Genomic DNA, 17513 nt, shown 5'->3' with positions numbered 1-17513 from the left:
CCATGAAAAAACAACTACTTTCTCTTCTCGTCGGCGTTTCAGTTGCAACTATGATGAATGCGCAGGCTTATATTCCCAATGCCGGATTTGAAACCTGGCAACAGTACCTGGGAGAGCCGCAGGAACCGCAGGGCTGGATCTCACCGAATATTTTTGCATCACCGGCTTACAATCCTGCTAATCCAACTGTAGCCACCGCTGCCGGATCTCCCGATAATTACCAGGGAACTTATTCGTGCAAAATCGTTACAAAGACACTTGTGCAGAATCCTGACACGAATAATATTCCGAATACTTCCGGTTATGTTCTGACCGGTCAATTCTCTATCTCAGCCCCAAACATCCGCCCGGGTTATGCTACAGCACAACGTCCCGCAACTTTTACTTACTACGCAAAATATTCGCCGGTGAATACAGATACTGCGTGGGCAATTGTTACGCTCACACACTGGAATACATCCACGAACATGCGCGACACTATTGGTTGGGGATTAGATTACATCCCGTCAGCAATTGCAGCTTACACGATGCGTACTTTTTCCATTAACTACCTGCAGACAACTGCCCCGGACACTTGTACGATCTGGTTCAGCTCAAGTAGTTTCAATACACCACAGGTAAATTCTACATTTTTTGTTGATGCGCTTTCATTCACAGGATTTGTCGGCATCAATGAATCAGCAACGAATAACGGTGTTGATGTTTATCCGAATCCTTCTGATAACATCACCAATTTTGATGTAACGGATAATTCTGCAGTGGAAGTTGTGGTGTATGATATGACCGGACGTGATGTGAAAAAAACAAGCATCGTAAATAAGCATGCACAATTGAACAGCTACACTTTGCCTGCCGGAATGTATTCGTACGCGATCATCAATAAGAATGGCGAAGAATTGAACCGTGGAAAATTTTCTGTGACACAATAATTTTTCTGAAATAATTTTTCAGTCCCGGCCGGTGAGAACTGAGCCGGGATTTTTTTCAGCGTGCGTGCCAGCGTGGGGGAACGAAGTGCAAATAGGTGCGAAAATGCGAAGTACGAAGGCGCAATCTTTCCTATGCGATTCGCCTTTTCGTCCCGAACATGTTCGGGATAATTCGTTCCCGTTCAGATTTCCCTCTATAATCTACAGTTGATAAACAATTCCGTGCACTGATAATTTCTTTGCTGTTGCAATTCTCTTTTATCTAATTTTGATGCAGCATTAACCCGAATGAATACTCCCCGTTTTTTGTTTTTTTTATTTCTCGTTACAACTTTCGGTTGCGGCGGCGAAAAGGATCCATCGAAGGAAAAGCAGGTGGTGGCCGAAGATCCGGAACTTGTAAATAATCTCGTGAAAGATTTCCTTACGGATCATTTTAAAAAGATCGACACGTCGAAACTTTATCACATCAATCATGATTCGCTCATTGCTATTGCTCTTGTCGAAAGAATTTATGCGAAGAATGATTTCAAAGCTTTGTGGAGCAATAAAGGAAAACTTACTGCGGCCGGAAAATCACTCTATGAAATACTGAACGATGCGGAAGAATACGGGTTGATCCACGATGATTATTCCGTTTCCACTATCGACAGCATGATGACTACTTCATTCGACAGCAAAGCGGGCAGCTACAACGTGAACAAACTTTCTTTTTCCGATATGATGCTCACGAATTCATTCATCACTTTCTGCGTTCACGTTTCAAAAGGAAGAATTGACAACGACAGTTCAACAGCGCGTGTGTGGAAACTAAACCAGGTGGATACTGACCTTGTCAAACTCTGTGTGGATGCATCGAAGATTACCGATGTTCATTCTGTTTTCAATGGAATTGAGCCGCAATGCAACGAATACCAGTCCATCAAAAAATACATGAATGAATACCGGAAAAAATATGCAGCAGTGAATTGGGTGAAAATTCCGGATCGCAAAGAAGACAGCATCGGATTTTTTGCCGGTGTAAAAACGCGACTCGTTGAGACTGGTGATTATGATTCTACAGGAACTGGCAGCGATTCGATCAAACTGGCGAACGCACTGAAAAAATTCCAGGAAAGATATTTTCTTGAGTCCGACGGAAAGATCGGGCGCAATACTATTCTTGCGCTCGACATGACACCCGACGACTGGCAACGCCAATTAGCAATGAATATGGAACGGTGGAGATGGGAACCTGCGAAATTCGAGAAGCGGCACATGATCGTGAATCTTCCCTGTTTTAAAATGACGGTGTGGGAATCCGACACGATCGTGATGGAATCGAAAATAGTTTGCGGCGCGGTGAAAACACAAACACCGGAACTCGATAGTAAAATGTACCAGATCGTTCTGTATCCGTATTGGAATGTTCCGTATTCCATTTCATGGAAAGAAATTCTCCCGCATGTGAAACGTGATACCGGGTATCTCCGCAAAAATCATTACGAAGTACTCAATGGAAAAAATGAACTGGTGGATTACACGAAGGTCAACTGGAAAAGGTACGGCCGCGGAAATCTTCCTTACAAATTCCGGCAAATGACCGGCGACGAGAATGCCCTTGGCATCATGAAATTCGAATTCCAGAATAAGTACAGCGTGTACATGCACGATACGAATGCGAAAAAATATTTCCGTTTCGAAACGCGCGCGTTCTCGCATGGGTGCATGCGCCTGGAAAAATACATGCAACTCGCGCACTTTCTCATCCGCGACGACAGTGTGAAATTGCCGAAGGATACTTTTGATTATTACACCACGCTCGACTCAAACATGAAAATAAATCTGCGCAAACCTCTTCCTATTCACGTGCGCTACAATACGTGCGATGTGGATACCAATGGAAATGTTTTCATTCACACCGATATTTATCTTCGCGATCAGCGCATGATGAAAGTGCTTTACAAGAGCGGAAACTGGAGTAAGGACGATACGAAACCGGCTCCTGCGGATAAACCGGCTGCGACCACGAATACTAAAACAACGATGTGGCGAAGAAAGGAAAATGTGCTGATGTGTTGATGAAACAAATCAATGAAAAATTTGAACGGTTGTATTAAAAAACAACCGCAAAAAAAAGCGCGGAGAAATTTTCCACGCTCTTCTTTTTTAAAGAATTAGTTATTTCCCTCTTATCAGTTGCACGAATCCATGGTAATCGTACGTCTTTCCGGCATAATCCTCCATGTGCAGCACCCAATAATAAACACCATCCGTCGCCTGCATGCCGCTCGTGGTTCTTCCGTCCCATCCGCCACCCGGGCCATCCCACGAATACATTTTCACACCCCAGCGATCGAAGATCTCGCAATGCAATGTTTTCATTCCGGAATTCGAGATCATGAATACATCATTGATGTTATCTGCATTCGGCGTAAACACGTTTGGTATTACATAGGTCACTTCCGTTACTTCAATACATGTTTGTGCAGTATCCGAACAGCCGTAAATATTATCAACGATAAGATTCGCGCAGAAAGTTCCGGTATCCGCAGCAGTAAGCGCAACACACGGATTCGGCTGTGTCGACGGACTTCCGTTCAGGTCCCAGTTCCATGAACTCAGGTTGGTTCCCGTACCATCGAAGCACAACGGGTTTGATGCATCAACAACATAAACTCCACTCGAAGCATTCGAAGTGATGTTCGCAACAGCAGCTGGTTTGATGCTCACTGTGGAAGTGGCCGTACTCGTACATCCGTTCGCATCGGTGATCGTCACGGTGTAAACAGTTGTTGCAGCCGGGTTCACATTCTGTGAAGCAGTTGTCGGCCCGTTCGACCAGGAATAAGAGTAAGGGCCTGTTCCACCGCCGCCATTCGCAGTGATGGTGCCTGGCATTCCCGGACAGATCGAATCGCTATTGGCAGTAACTGTGAGAGCCGGTGGTTGAGTGAGCGTGACGGTTTGTGTTATAGTACAACCATTGGCATCGGTGATCGTACACGTATAGGTTCCGGCGGTAAGTGAACTTGCACTGCTTGCCGTTCCTCCCGATGGAGTCCAGGAATAAGTGAGGCCGCCTGTTCCGCCACTCGCAGTAACAGATGCTGTTCCGGTGGATGCACCGTTACACTGTATGTTCGTCGATGTTGCTGAAGAAGTGATCTGCGTTGGTTCGGTAACAGTTGCTGTTTGTGTTGTAGTACAACCGTTCGCATCCGTGATCGTGCAGGTGTACGTGCCCGGTGTGAGTCCTGATGCCGTTGCGCTGGTACCGCCGCTCGGTGACCAGGAATAAGTATAAGGCGTGGTTCCGCCCGATGGAGTTACCGTTGCTGTTCCATTATTACTTCCGAAACAGGATGAGTTGGCGAACGTCGAAGTAGCAGTGATCGTGGTAGAAGGCCCGACAGTACAGGTTTGTGTTGAAACACAACCATTCGCATCGGTTACCGTTACTGTATAATTTCCGGGGGCAAGATTATTCTCTGTTGCAGCTGTTCCTCCTGATGACCATGAGTAGGTATACCCAGCTGTTCCACCCGACACATTCGCAGTAGCAGAAGTAGTAGCGTTGCAACCGATCGGTGTTACGTTAATTGTTGTTACGATCGCAGTTGGTTCAGTGATGGTGACAGTTGTTGTTGCTAAGCATCCGTTAGAATCAGTGATCGTACATGTGTATGTTCCCGCTGTTAATCCTGTTGCATTCGCATTCGTTCCACCAACCGGGGTCCATGCATAAGTATAAGTTCCCGATCCGCCACTCGCGTTTGAAAGTGCAGAACCATTGTTACCACCGTTACAAGAAACATCAGAAGAAGAAGTGATCGACGCAGTTGGGCCACTCAGGTTTGTAACTGTTGTTGTTGCTGTTGTTGTACAACCGTTAGCATCTGTAACAGTACAAGTATAAGTTCCCGCAGGAATATTATTCTCTGTTGCACCCGTTCCACCTGATGGAGCCCATGAATAAGTATATCCCGCAGTTCCTCCGCCGGGAGTAACAGTTGCAGTTCCATCAGAAGCACTACAGTTTGCCGGAGTAGAAGTTGCACTCGCTGTGAGTTGCGGAGGTTCAGTGAGCGTGACGGAAGAAGTTGTTGTACATCCGTTCGCATCAGTGATCGTACATGTGTATGATCCTGCAGTCATATTCGTTCCTGTTGCAGCACTTCCTCCTATTGGTGCCCATGAATATGTATAACCGGGTGTTCCGCCACTTGCACTTGCAGTTGCTGATCCGGTATTTCCTCCGAAGCAAAGAATATTTGATGATGATGCTATGCTTGAAGTAGGACCTGCTGATGTTGCAACGCTCACTGTGGAAGTAATTGCACAACCATTCGCGTCCGTGATTGTCACTGTATAATTTCCTCCAATGAGATTTGAAGCCGTCGCTGCAGTGCCGCCCGATGGTGCCCACGAATAAGTATATCCGGGTGAACCGCCACCAGCGACAACTGTTGCACTTCCGTTATTTCCTCCGCAGTTTGCAGGCGTGGAAGAAGTTGTTCCGGTAACCTGCGTTGGTTCCGTGATCGTAACTGAAACAGAACTGATACATCCGTTCGCATCCGTAACTGTGCAAGTATAAGATCCTGCAGCAAGACCGGAAGCTGTAATTGCTGTTCCTCCCGATGGAGCCCATGAATAAGTATAAGGACCAGTTCCTCCGCTGACATTGGCTGTTGCGGTTCCATTGCTTCCGCCAAAACAACTATTGTTGCCGCTTGATGCAATCGTAACTGTTGGCCCGGAGTTATTATTCACTGTTGTGATCGCAGTTCCTGTACATCCGTTCGCATCGGTGATCGTACAAGTATATGATCCTGCTGTGAGTCCGCTTGCAGTTGCAGAAGTACCTCCACTCGGCGCCCATGAATAAGTATAACCCGGTGTTCCACCCGATGGAGAAGCTGTTGCTGTTCCGTTACTTCCTCCGCATGCAGTTGGTGTTGAAGTTGCTGTTCCGCTAACTGCAGTCGGTTGCGTGATCGCAAATGATTTTGTCAATGTACATCCATTCGCATCCGTAATCGTGCATGTGTAATTTCCTGCGCAGAGAGAACTTGCTGTTGCTGCTGTTCCTCCACTCGGTGCCCATGAGAAAGTATATCCCGGTGTGCCACCCGAAGGAGAAACTGTTGCACTTCCATTGCAGGAAGCATTGCACGTTACGTTCACTTGTGCGGTAGTAGAAGCTATAGCAGTTGGCTGCGTGATCGCGAATGATTTTGTCAATGTACATCCATTCGCATCCGTAATCGTGCATGTGTAATTTCCTGCGCAGAGTGAACTTGCTGTTGCTGCTGTTCCTCCACTCGGCGCCCATGAGTAAGTATATCCCGGTGTGCCACCGGAAGCAACAACAGTTGCGCTTCCGTTACAAGTTCCGTTACAAGTTGTATTCACCTGCGATTGTGTTGCGGCGACCACTGTTGGTTGTGTTATTGCAAAAGATTTTGTGAGTGAACATCCGTTTGCATCCGTGATCGTGCATGTATAATTTCCTGCGCAGAGTGAACTTGCTGTTGCTGCTGTTCCTCCACTCGGCGCCCATGAGTAAGTATATCCCGGTGTGCCGCCGGAAGCAACAACAGTTGCACTTCCATTGCAAGTTCCGTTACATGTTGCATTTACTTGTGATTGTGTGGCAGCAACAACTGTTGGTTGGGTGATCGCAAATGATTTTGTGAGTGAACATCCGTTCGCATCCGTGATCGTGCATGTATAATTTCCTGCGCAGAGTGAACTTGCTGTTGCTGCTGTTCCTCCACTCGGCGCCCATGAATAAGTATATCCCGGCGTTCCACCTGAAGCAACAACCGTTGCACTTCCATTACAGGTTCCATTACAAGTTGTATTCACCTGCGATTGTGTAGCAGCAACAACTGTTGGCTGCGTGATCGCAAATGATTTTGTCAATGAACATCCGTTTGCATCTGTGATCGTGCATGTATAATTTCCCGCGCATAATGAACTTGCTGTTGCTGCTGTTCCTCCACTCGGCGCCCATGAGTAAGTATATCCAGGCGTTCCGCCAGAGGGAACAACGGTTGCACTTCCATTGCAAACTGTGTTGCATGTCAGGTTCACCTGTGATTGAGTTGCAGCCACCGCGGTCGGTTGTGTTATTGCAAAAGATTTTGTGAGTGAACATCCGTTTGCATCGGTGATTGTACAAGTATAATTTCCTGCACACAGTGAACTTGCTGTTGCTGCTGTTCCTCCACTCGGCGCCCACGAATAAGTATATCCCGGTGTTCCGCCCGAAGCAACAACAGTTGCGCTTCCATTACACGTTCCGTTACACGTTGCATTCACTTGCGATTGCGTGGCGGCGACAACAGTAGGTTGTGTTATGGTAAATGATTTTGTAATGGAACAACCATTTGCATCGGTAATTGTACACGTGTATGTACCCGCACAGCGCGCGCTGGCGGTCGCACCCGTGCCCCCGCTTGGGGCCCACGAATAAGTATATCCGGGCGTTCCGCCCGAGGCGACAACGGTTGCACTTCCATTACAACTTCCGTTACAGGTTACATTCACTTGTGATTGCGTAGCAGCAACCGCAGTTGGTTGTGTAATGGTGAAGGTTTGTGATGTAGTACAACCATTATTATCGAGAATAGAAACAGTATAGGTTCCTGCAGTTAATCCGCTTTGTGTATTCGGACTCGAAGAAGTTACCGTTGCAAAAGTTCCGACTGAATTATTCCAGGTGTAAGTCCAGGGTGAATTTGCTCCTGTTGGAGTAGCAGTAGCAGAACCATTACTTCCTCCGTTACAGGCAAGATTGGTCGATGCAATTGTAGGCACTGAGCAACAAGAAGAATTTGCAAGGAATGTAAAATTGGGATCTCCCGCACAAGCAGGGCTTGTCCATGATCCGGATTCTCCATCTGCAAGTGTATTGATAACAATATTGAGACTCTGCCCCTGAACGCACGCGGCGTTCGTTGTGATCTGCACACAAAAAGTCCACGTGCATGATCCATTGGTGGGATCTCCGAAATTCTGTCCGGGATTATTTCCCGCGACATTAAAGTTGTCGAAGAAAAATCCCGGGCCATAAGTATTTCCTGTTGCAGAACTGGTGACCGAAGCATACCATCCCCACGCACCATCGCCGGCATTACCGGGACCCGGAGTCGGATCATACGGACATTGAGGAGGAGATGTGGGTACAAGTGTTGCCATATTCCATCCCGGCCCGAATGTCCATTGAATTCCATGCAGCCAATTGGAAGAAACCTGCACATATCCGTTCACAGTAAAACAAAATGTAACTGTTTGTCCGGCCTGATAAGTTCCATTCACAGGATTAGGTGAAGCTGTGAATGAAGATGTGGTAAGACAATTATTACAATCCATATCATTACTCAGCGTAAGATTGAAAGTTCCTGTTGCGGAGGTAGTATTTCCGCTGATCTGAATGTAATACGTTTGTCCGGGAGTGAGCGGTTGAATGGTCTGTGAAAGATTTCCTGCGTTGTTTCCGCTTCCGCACTGAATTGCAGTTTGAGATCCACACGGGCCAGTCCACACCGCCATATTCGGTTGTGCAAATGTGGAAGCAATAGTAACGTTGAGAATAGTTCCAGTTGCAACGAATGAATACCAAACGTCAATAGCAGGCGCCTGCTGAACAGGATTTCCCACTGCGCAACCGATGATGTACGGATACGGATTTGATGCCGTTCCATTCACTGTAGTTCCACTCACAGTTATCGATGCTCCAATTCCACTCGGACAAACCGCAGGAGTTGGAAGAGAACCAAGATTGGTAGCGCTGGAACAATTATCATTTGCCGGAACCTGTGCAAATAATATTCCGGAGAATGATAGAGCGAATATCGAGAGTAGTATTTTTTTCATCGCAGGAATTATTTCGTTGGTGCGTGCTGGTAAATAACAATGAGGTAGCCGTTTTCATTCACGGTGTATTGTGGATCAATGTAACCGGCCGGAGTTGATTCCGGGTAGAAAGAAGGATCGATATTATAACCGATCACTTTCAATTCGGTAGCAGAAAGCAGTTCGATCACTACACCATTGGTGAAAGTGAGTGTACGGTGCGCAGTACGCAAGCGATAATCGGAAAAATCTGCTGCTTGCACGGCTGCGCTTGCCTGGTCGGCTTCGGGCGTTCCGGCTTTCGCTGTAACAACGAAAGTATTGGCAGGAGTTACTACCTGCGCAGTTGCTCTTGATGATGCATACGTCATCAAAAGCACAAAGAGAAATAAATGTCTCAGTTTCATGCTGAAATTTTTAGATGTAATTGGAATACATGTTTCAATGCCATTCTAAAAGTACGACATTACATTGACGTATGCAATTCTGTGCATTGGCATTTATTTTACGGTCATTATTCATAACCGGCAGCACTTTTCTTCTTTCCGGTAAAGCATATTGCCAATAGTAATTTTAACTTGCATGCCTGATTCAATGACCATGAAAAAATATACTACTCTCTTTCTTTTTCTGTTTTTTTCCGCGAATGTTTTTTCTCAATCTTATGTTTGGTCCACGCTCGGTTCAGGCGTAAGCGGAACTGTTTTTGCATCCGCTTATTATAACGGAAAATTGATCGTAGCCGGATCTTTCACTTCTGCAGGAACTGTTACAGTAAATAATATTGCGGCATGGGATGGAAGTTCATGGACTGCTTTGGGAACCGGTACTACAAATACAATACGTGCGCTTTGTGTTTATCACGGGCAATTATATGCCTCCGGAAGTTTTCTCAACGCTGGTGGTGTGGCGGCAAAAAGAATTGCGCGATGGAACGGAACACAATGGGACAGCGTGGGCCACGGAATAAACGGAGCATCGGTTTATGCGCTCGAAGTTTATCATGATCAATTGTATGCGGCAGGAAAATTCGGACTCGCAGGATATACCATTGTAAATAATATCGGTGTGTGGAATGATACGGCCTGGTCGGCTGTCGGCAATGGAATTTCATCGGTGTGGGGAACTTCAACTGTTTATTGCCTGCGCACATTCAGCAATGAAATTTATGCAGGCGGACTTTTCGATCTTGCCGGTAATGATTCTATTTCTTACAGCATCGCAAAGTGGAATGGAAATTCCTGGTCGCACGTAGGAGAAGGTTTTGATTACACGGTTTATTGTCTCGAACCGCTTGGCGGAATTCTGTATGCGGGCGGAGATTTTTACTGGACAACAGGTTATCATCTCGTGAATAATTTTGCACAATGGGATGGCACACAATGGATGGCTGCAGGCGGCGGAGCTGATAATATCGTTCGTTCACTTACTCATTACGGAACTGACATTTATTTAGGCGGCGATTTTGTTACGGCGGGAAGTACGTCTGCTATTCGCATTTCCCGGTGGGACGGAACTACTTTTTATCCGCTTGGCGGCGGGGTCGATAATACAGTTAACGCTATTTCTGCCGATGAAGGAATTGTATTTGCAGCAGGAGCGCTTGCCAATGCCGGAGGAAGCCCGGCATCCCATATTGCTAAATGGTCCATCGCCGGCGTCGGCATTTCTGAAATTTCTGCGCCCGGGGAAATAACTATATTTCCAAATCCATCAGACGGAATTTTTAATATTCAACTTAAAAATACTTCAGGCGAAAACATTATTGAAGTGTACAATGTGAATGGAGAAAAAATAAATTCATTTGCACTGAAAAAGGAAACTGCTCAGATCAATCTCTCCGGCGAAGCAGAAGGAATTTATTTTTACAGGATTCTTGCGGATGGAAACCTGATCTCAGAAGGGAAATTCATTGTTGAATAAGAAAATTTCTTCCGAAAGCCATTAGCACCCGCCTTTGTTACACTTAGTCGGGCAAGCATTTGCACCATTAGCAAATTTCCGATCAGCACATTTGCACATTACCCTTTCCAGAATTCCAGCTTATCATACGGGTACCGTTTCGTGTGAATGCTCTTCACTTCTTCGAATAATAATTCGCGGAACTCATCAATGTTCTCTTTGTTCACCGCTGAAATAAAAATACACTGATCGTGCAGTTTACTCATCCAGCTTTTTTCCATTTCCCTCAATGAAAGGATCTGTTTTCCCAATGGATTCAGTTCATGTTCTTTCTCCGGCGGCTCGCGATAAGCATCGATCTTATTGAAAACTAAAATTGTTTTTTTATTCCCGGCGCCTATCTCCAGCAGCGTTTCTTTCACCACGTTCAGCTGGCCCTCGAAATCAGGATGAGAAATATCCACCACGTGAAGAAGAATATCGGCCTCGCGGGTTTCATCAAGCGTCGATTTAAAAGATTCAACCAGTTGATGCGGAAGTTTGCGGATGAATCCGACCGTATCAGAAAGAAGAAAAGGAAGATTTCCAACCACCACTTTTCTCACCGTAGTATCGAGTGTTGCAAATAATTTATTCTCCGCAAAAACTTTCGATTTCGAAATTACATTCATGATCGTCGATTTTCCCACGTTCGTGTAGCCCACCAGCGCCACACGCACGAGCTCGCCCCTGCCCTTGCGCTGCGTGGCCATTTGTTTGTCGATCTCCCTGAGTTGAATTTTCAGTGCAGCTATTTTATCGCGCACGATACGCCTGTCTGTTTCAATTTCTTTTTCGCCCGATCCACCACGTGTGCCTGTGCCCCCGCGCTGGCGCTCGAGGTGCGTCCACATACCCGTGAGGCGCGGGAGCAGGTACTCGTAACGTGCGAGCTCCACCTGCGTCTTCGCATGAGCAGTGCGTGCGCGTGCAGCAAAAATATCGAGGATCAATAAATTTCTGTCAATGACTTTTCGCTGAAATTCTTTTTCAAGATTGCGTTGTTGCGAAGGAGAAAGTTCATCATCGAAAATAACAACATCGATATTCTTTGCTTCAATAAAAGTTTTGATCTCTTTCGCTTTCCCCGAACCGATGTAGAATTTCGGATCAGGATGATCGAGTTTCTGCGAAAAATTTTTTATGGGAAGAAGTCCTGCCGTGATCGCAAGAAAAGAAAGTTCATTTAGATATTCTTCCAGTTGCGAACTATCCTGGCGTTTATCTATAACTCCGACAAGAATGGTTTTCTGCTCGTTCGCAGGATTATTTGATTGCTCGTTCACTTAGAGGATGTTGGAGGATGGACTTCATATAGTATTTGAAAAATGAATTAATTCCCATAGTTGAAATAAATCCATCCTCCATCTTCTATTTTCGCAACGACTCCGCATATTTCACCACCGCATCAATATCCGTATCACTCAATTGCCCGCTGAACGATTTCATCATACCCTTACCGCTTTTCACAATGGAAACCGCTGTTGCATGATCGATCGTACTTAGAGAAAGATCTTTCGCCCCCATCACTCCGGCTTTTCCGTCTTCACCATGACAGGAAACACAATTAGCAGAAAAAATATCTTTCCCACCCATTGCCATTTTATTTTTTCCGGAAGCAGAATCGACCGGAACATTGCTTCCATTGTCATTACCACACGAGAAAATGAAAATTGCAAAAACGAGAATGATCAGAACAGAAAATATTTTTTTCATACTCATTAATTTTAATACCAACTGAGATTTGCGAATTTCATCATGAATGGCCAGGGAATAGCAGCAAGAATAAGCATGAGCGCAGTGAGAAACCATGCGAAGATCCGCTTGTGTTTATTTTCTGCAGCACTTGCTTTTTTCGAACTCACACTCCCGATAGTGATGAATGCAATGGCAAGAATCATCATCGTACTATGTTCCATTGCAAAAAAACGATGAACCGATTTCACCATTTCATCTGTCGTATCAATATGCTGGTACCATTTTCCCATGATGTACAACACGAGCCCGATCACGAGTTGCGTGTGTGCGAATATAACCGTGAACAGTGCGACTTTTCTGTCGCCATCGGTGAATGCTTTTTTTCCTTTCCATCCTGAAAAGGATTTTACAATTGCCATGATGAGCAGAAGAAGAAGCGCCCATCGGAGAACAGAATGTACATGTTGAAGAATTTCCATAGCGGTAGATTTTTATCAGCCAAAAGTAAGGAAAAACAAGTGGACATTACCGCTCATCACACAACCGTTTTTCTCAGCGAAAAAAGGATATTTTTGTTCCTGCTGAAATTCATGCTGATGAAAAAACTTTTTCTTCCTTCGTTGCTTCTTTTCTCCACGTCGATCGCTGGACAAACCGTGACTTTTCCTGCCAATGGCGCAGTCGATAACCGCCACACCTGTTTTGCATTTACCAATGCGCACATCCAGCTCGATGCAGAAAATTCCATTGATAAAGCCACGCTGATCATCAAAGACGGCATCATCACCGATGTTGGAACTGCTGTGACGATTCCGAAAGGAACTGATGTAACTGACCTGAAAGGAAAATGGATCTATGCTTCTTTCATTGACGCTTACACCACTTACGGAATGCCGGAAGTAAAAAAAGCGCCGTGGTCGCCCGGGCCGAATTACGAATCGCAGCGCAATGGCGCTTTCGGTTGGAATGATGCCTTGAAACCGGAAACAGATGCAACTAAAATTTTTGTGAGCGATGCAAAAGCTGCGGGAGAATTCCGCGAACTCGGTTTCGGAACTGTGATGACTTATTATCCCGATGGAATTGTGCGGGGAACTTCTTCGTGTGTAACGCTGAATGCAGAAGACGGAGATAATCTCACGATGGTGAAAGACAAAGCTGCGGCTTGTTATTCATTCGACAAAGGAAGTTCGAAACAGGATTATCCATCGTCGCTCATGGGCGCGATCGCGATCCTGCGACAGGCGTATTGCGATGGCGACTGGTACCGCACGGCGAAAAATAAAACAGAATATAATCTCACACTCGAAGCGTGGAATGCAATTCAATCGTATCCGCAGATCTTCGAAACCACTGATAAATGGAATGTGCTGCGTGCCGATAAAGCAGGCGATGAATTTAAAGTGCAATATATTTTCAAAGGAAGCGGAAATGAATACCAGCGGATGGATGAAATGAAAGCAACGAACGGATCTTTTATTCTTCCTGTGAATTTTCCGGAACCGTATGATGTGGAAGATCCTTATGACGCGGAGTTGATCGATTATGCAACCGTTAAACATTGGGAAATGGCGCCGCTGAATCCCGGTGCATTTGAGAAATACAATATTCCTTTTGCGCTGACCACTTCCGATCTGCACGACAAAAAAGATTTCTGGGCAAATCTGCGCAAAGCGATCAAATACGGATTGAGCGAAAAAACTGCGCTGAAAGCATTGACCACAACTCCCGCGCAACTGCTCGGAATTTCAGACAAAGCCGGAATGATCAAAAAAGGGTTGCTCGCAAATTTTATAATCACCAATGGAAATATTTTTTCTCCCGATGCCATGGTCTGGGAAAACTGGATCAAGGGACATCGCTACATCATCAAAGATTACAACACGATCGATCTGCGCGGGAATTACAAACTGATGTGTGATGTGACGAATTACCAGATGAATGTTGAAGGAGACCTGTTCAAATTGAAAGGAACTGTTGCTCTTGATTCCTCGAAGGAAAATATTTCCGCAAGGATCTCCGGCACAAATGTTACCCTCTCTTTTAATTCAAAAAAAGAGGGAGGAACCATCCGGCTTTCGGGAACAGCAGATCCCGACAGTAAAAAGATGAGTGGCGAAGGACAATATCCCGATGGAAGATGGTTCAAATGGTGGGCAATACAAACACTCGCTTATGTTCCGAAACCGGAATCAAAAGAAACAGAATTGAAAGATATTCCGACGCTCGATGATGTGATCTATCCTTTTTCTGATTATGGAAGAACAAAAGATGATTCGCTCAACATCAGTAAATTTTATTCTTCATACGCATCTGTGCTCATAAAAAATGCAACGGTCTGGACGAATGAAAAAGACAGTTTGCTTCTGAATACCGATGTACTCATCGTGAATGGAAAAATTTCTGCCATCGGAAAAGATCTTAAAACTCCTTCTGTCGGAAAATCAATGACGATCGATGGCACCGGAAAATTTCTCACAGCGGGCATCATTGACGAACATTCACACATCGCGATCGCGGGTGGCGTGAATGAGGGCACGCAGGCGTCGAGCGCGGAAGTGCGCATAGGCGATGTGATCAATCCGGAAGATATTCAGATCTACCGCAATCTTGCCGGCGGAGTTGTTGCCGCACAATTGCTTCACGGAAGTGCAAATCCTATTGGAGGACAAAGCGGAATTGTGAAATTACGATGGGGCGACAATGCAGAACAAATGAAAATTGCTTATGCACCGGGCTTCATCAAATTTGCATTGGGAGAAAATGTGAAACAGAGTAACTGGGGCGACAACAACGTAACGCGTTTTCCCCAAACAAGAATGGGAGTTGAACAGGTGTACTACGATTACTTCACGCGCGCAAAAGAATACAATGCAAAATGGGATGCGTGGAATAAATTAACCCCCGTACAACGTGCTGCAGGAACTCCTCCGCGACGCGATCTCGACCTCGAAGCAGTTGGAGAAATCCTGAAAGGAACGCGCAACATCACCTGTCACTCGTACGTGCAATCGGAATTGACGATGCTCATGCACGTTGCCGATTCAATGGGATTCAAAGTGAATACATTCACACATATCCTCGAAGGATACAAAGTTGCGGATCAAATGAAACAGCGTGGTATCGGCGGATCTACTTTCTCCGACTGGTGGGCTTACAAATACGAAGTGAAAGATGCGATCCCTTACAATGCCGCATTGATGACGAGAATGGGAATTGTAGTTGCAGTGAATTCAGATGATGCTGAAATGGCGCGGCGTCTCAACCAGGAAGCAGCGAAAGGAATAAAATACGGTGGAATGACCGAATTACAAGCGATAAAAATGGCGACACTCAATCCCGCGAAATTATTGCACCTCGATCAGCACATGGGAAGTATTGCCGTTGGAAAAGATGCCGACGTTGTACTCTGGAGCGGTGATCCCACTTCCATCTATTCTCACGTGGAAAAAACTTTTGTCGATGGGAAATTACTCTTCGATTATGATGCCGATGCAAAGTTGCGCACCGACATGGAATCGGATAAAGCAAGGATTATCCAGAAAATGGTGGCAGAAAAGAACGGTGGCGCCAGCGTGCAGCAAGCGCATTTCAAAAAACCTCATAACTGGGAATGTGACGACGTGATCCTTAATGGAAATTATCTTAATACCGAAGAATGATGAAAAAATATTTCTCCATAGCGCTCGCTCTTTTCTCCGCAGGTTGTGTTTTAGCACAACAACCCGTTCCTGCAAAAAAACAAACGAAAAGTATTCTCCTGATGAACGGGACCGCACATCTCGGTAACGGAAAAGTGATCACCAATTCGGCCATCGGCTTCAAAGATGGAAAACTCACGCTCGTGGCCGATGCCACCGTGATCAGCATCAACAAAACGCAATGGGACACCACGATCAACTGCGCAGGCAAACAATTGTACCCGGGCTTCATCGCCACTAACATCACGCTCGGGCTCACCGACATTGACGCCGTGCGCGCCACCAATGATTACCGTGATATCGACGGAATGAATCCGCATGTGCGCGCACAGATCGCATACAACACCGATTCAAAAATCCCTCCTACGGTCCGCACAAATGGAGTTCTTGCTACGCAGGCCACACCGCGCGGCGGAAGAATTTCAGGAACATCGAGCATCCTATCGCTCGACGGATGGAACTGGATGGATGCAACATTGAAAGCCGACGACGGTGTTCATCTCAACTGGCCGGGCTGGTACCAGCGCAGCTGGAATGAAGATGACGGATTCAGCGCGTATTCGCAGAATAAAAATTACGAGACACAGAAACAGAATCTCGAAAAATTTTTCGCTGAGGCAAAAGCATATTGCGAAACCCCGAATAACCCGGAAAAAAATCTTCGCTTCGAAGCGATGCGGAATATTTTCAACGGCACAGAAAATCTTTATATCCACGCCGATCTGCTGAAAGAAATAAATGAAGCCTGCGCGTTCGTGAAAAAATTCGGCATCCAGCACGCCGTCATCGTTGGCGGAGCTGATAGCTGGAAGTGTACCGATATTCTCAAGCAGAATAATATTCCGGTCATGCTCACGCGCGTGCACTCGCTCCCGTTGCGCAACGAGGACGACGTGAATCAACCTTACAAGACGCCGAAAGAATTGCAGGATGCAGGAATTCTTTTCTGTTTGCAGAATGAAGGAGACCAGGAAGCGACAGGAGCGCGCAATCTTCCCTTCATGGCGGGAACTGCAGTTGCATTCGGTTTATCGCAGGAAGATGCGGTGGCTTCACTCAGCGGAAATGCGGCGCAGATCCTTCGCGTAAATGGATTCATGGGAACGCTGGAGGTTGGAAAAGATGCAACACTTTTTGTTTCTGATGGCGATGCGCTCGATATGAAAACAAATAATGTGACGTGGGCATTTATACAGGGAAAAACACTTGATCTTCGCAATGAACAGCAGGAATTATATCACCGGTATGAGAAGAAGTATAATTTGAAGGATCAGTAGGCGGAACGAATTGCGAACCGCGCGAAAATGCGAAGTCAGTTCGTCTGACAAAAATGACCAAACAATAATCGTTCTTCCCCTTCTGGGCGATGATATACTTTCCCTTCACAAGATTCGCAATT

The 17513-nt window shown here is 45.8% G+C and carries 10 protein-coding genes; 5 read left to right on the top strand and 5 right to left on the bottom strand.

What is annotated here, in order from left to right; genetic code table 11:
• Positions 1-2: 2 nt before the first annotated feature.
• Complete coding sequence (locus HY064_08305; protein ID MBI3510652.1) at positions 3-929, top strand: T9SS type A sorting domain-containing protein; 927 nt, start codon at positions 3-5, stop codon at positions 927-929.
• 288 nt (positions 930-1217) lie between these two features.
• Positions 1218-2990 (top strand): L,D-transpeptidase family protein, encoded by a 1773-nt coding sequence (locus HY064_08300; GenBank protein MBI3510651.1) that lies wholly within the window; start codon positions 1218-1220, stop codon positions 2988-2990.
• Between the two features lie 99 nt (positions 2991-3089).
• Here HY064_08300 and HY064_08295 read toward each other — a convergent pair whose 3' ends face one another.
• Both HY064_08295 and HY064_08290 read right to left on the bottom strand, forming a co-directional pair.
• A complete protein-coding gene (locus HY064_08295; GenBank protein MBI3510650.1) occupies positions 3090-8795 on the bottom strand; it encodes a gliding motility-associated C-terminal domain-containing protein in 5706 nt (1901 codons plus the stop codon).
• Between the two features lie 8 nt (positions 8796-8803).
• Positions 8804-9181 carry a hypothetical protein gene (locus tag HY064_08290; GenBank protein MBI3510649.1) on the bottom strand — a complete coding sequence of 126 codons (378 nt, stop codon included), beginning with the start codon at positions 9179-9181 and terminating at the stop codon, positions 8804-8806.
• Positions 9182-9374: 193 nt separating this feature from the next.
• On the opposite strand from HY064_08290, the gene HY064_08285 reads away from it, so the two are divergent.
• Complete coding sequence (locus HY064_08285) at positions 9375-10697, top strand: T9SS type A sorting domain-containing protein (protein MBI3510648.1); 1323 nt, start codon at positions 9375-9377, stop codon at positions 10695-10697.
• A 98-nt stretch (positions 10698-10795) separates the two neighbouring features.
• Here the strand turns inward: HY064_08285 and hflX are convergent, their stop codons facing one another.
• The 3 genes from hflX to HY064_08270 all read right to left on the bottom strand — a co-directional run bounded on the left by hflX (position 10796) and on the right by HY064_08270 (position 12892).
• The gene (gene hflX, locus HY064_08280; GenBank protein MBI3510647.1) at positions 10796-12001 is read right to left on the bottom strand and encodes a GTPase HflX; all 1206 of its coding nucleotides are present in this window, start codon (positions 11999-12001) and stop codon (positions 10796-10798) included.
• 85 nt (positions 12002-12086) lie between these two features.
• Positions 12087-12431 (bottom strand): c-type cytochrome, encoded by a 345-nt coding sequence (locus HY064_08275; GenBank protein MBI3510646.1) that lies wholly within the window; start codon positions 12429-12431, stop codon positions 12087-12089.
• Positions 12432-12442: 11 nt separating this feature from the next.
• Positions 12443-12892 (bottom strand): cytochrome B, encoded by a 450-nt coding sequence (locus HY064_08270; GenBank protein ID MBI3510645.1) that lies wholly within the window; start codon positions 12890-12892, stop codon positions 12443-12445.
• A gap of 117 nt (positions 12893-13009) precedes the next feature.
• Between HY064_08270 and HY064_08265 the strand changes: the two genes are divergently transcribed.
• Complete coding sequence (locus tag HY064_08265) at positions 13010-16075, top strand: amidohydrolase family protein (protein MBI3510644.1); 3066 nt, start codon at positions 13010-13012, stop codon at positions 16073-16075.
• Positions 16075-17391, top strand: coding sequence for an amidohydrolase (locus HY064_08260; GenBank protein ID MBI3510643.1), 1317 nt, complete (start codon positions 16075-16077; stop codon positions 17389-17391). The genes HY064_08265 and HY064_08260 overlap by 1 nt, the downstream gene beginning before the upstream one ends.
• Positions 17392-17513 lie beyond the last annotated feature (122 nt).

The sequence above is a fragment of the Bacteroidota bacterium genome, from assembly GCA_016194975.1.
Taxonomy (GTDB): domain Bacteria; phylum Bacteroidota; class Bacteroidia; order Palsa-965; family Palsa-965.
This window is presented reverse-complemented; position numbering and strand designations above follow the sequence as displayed.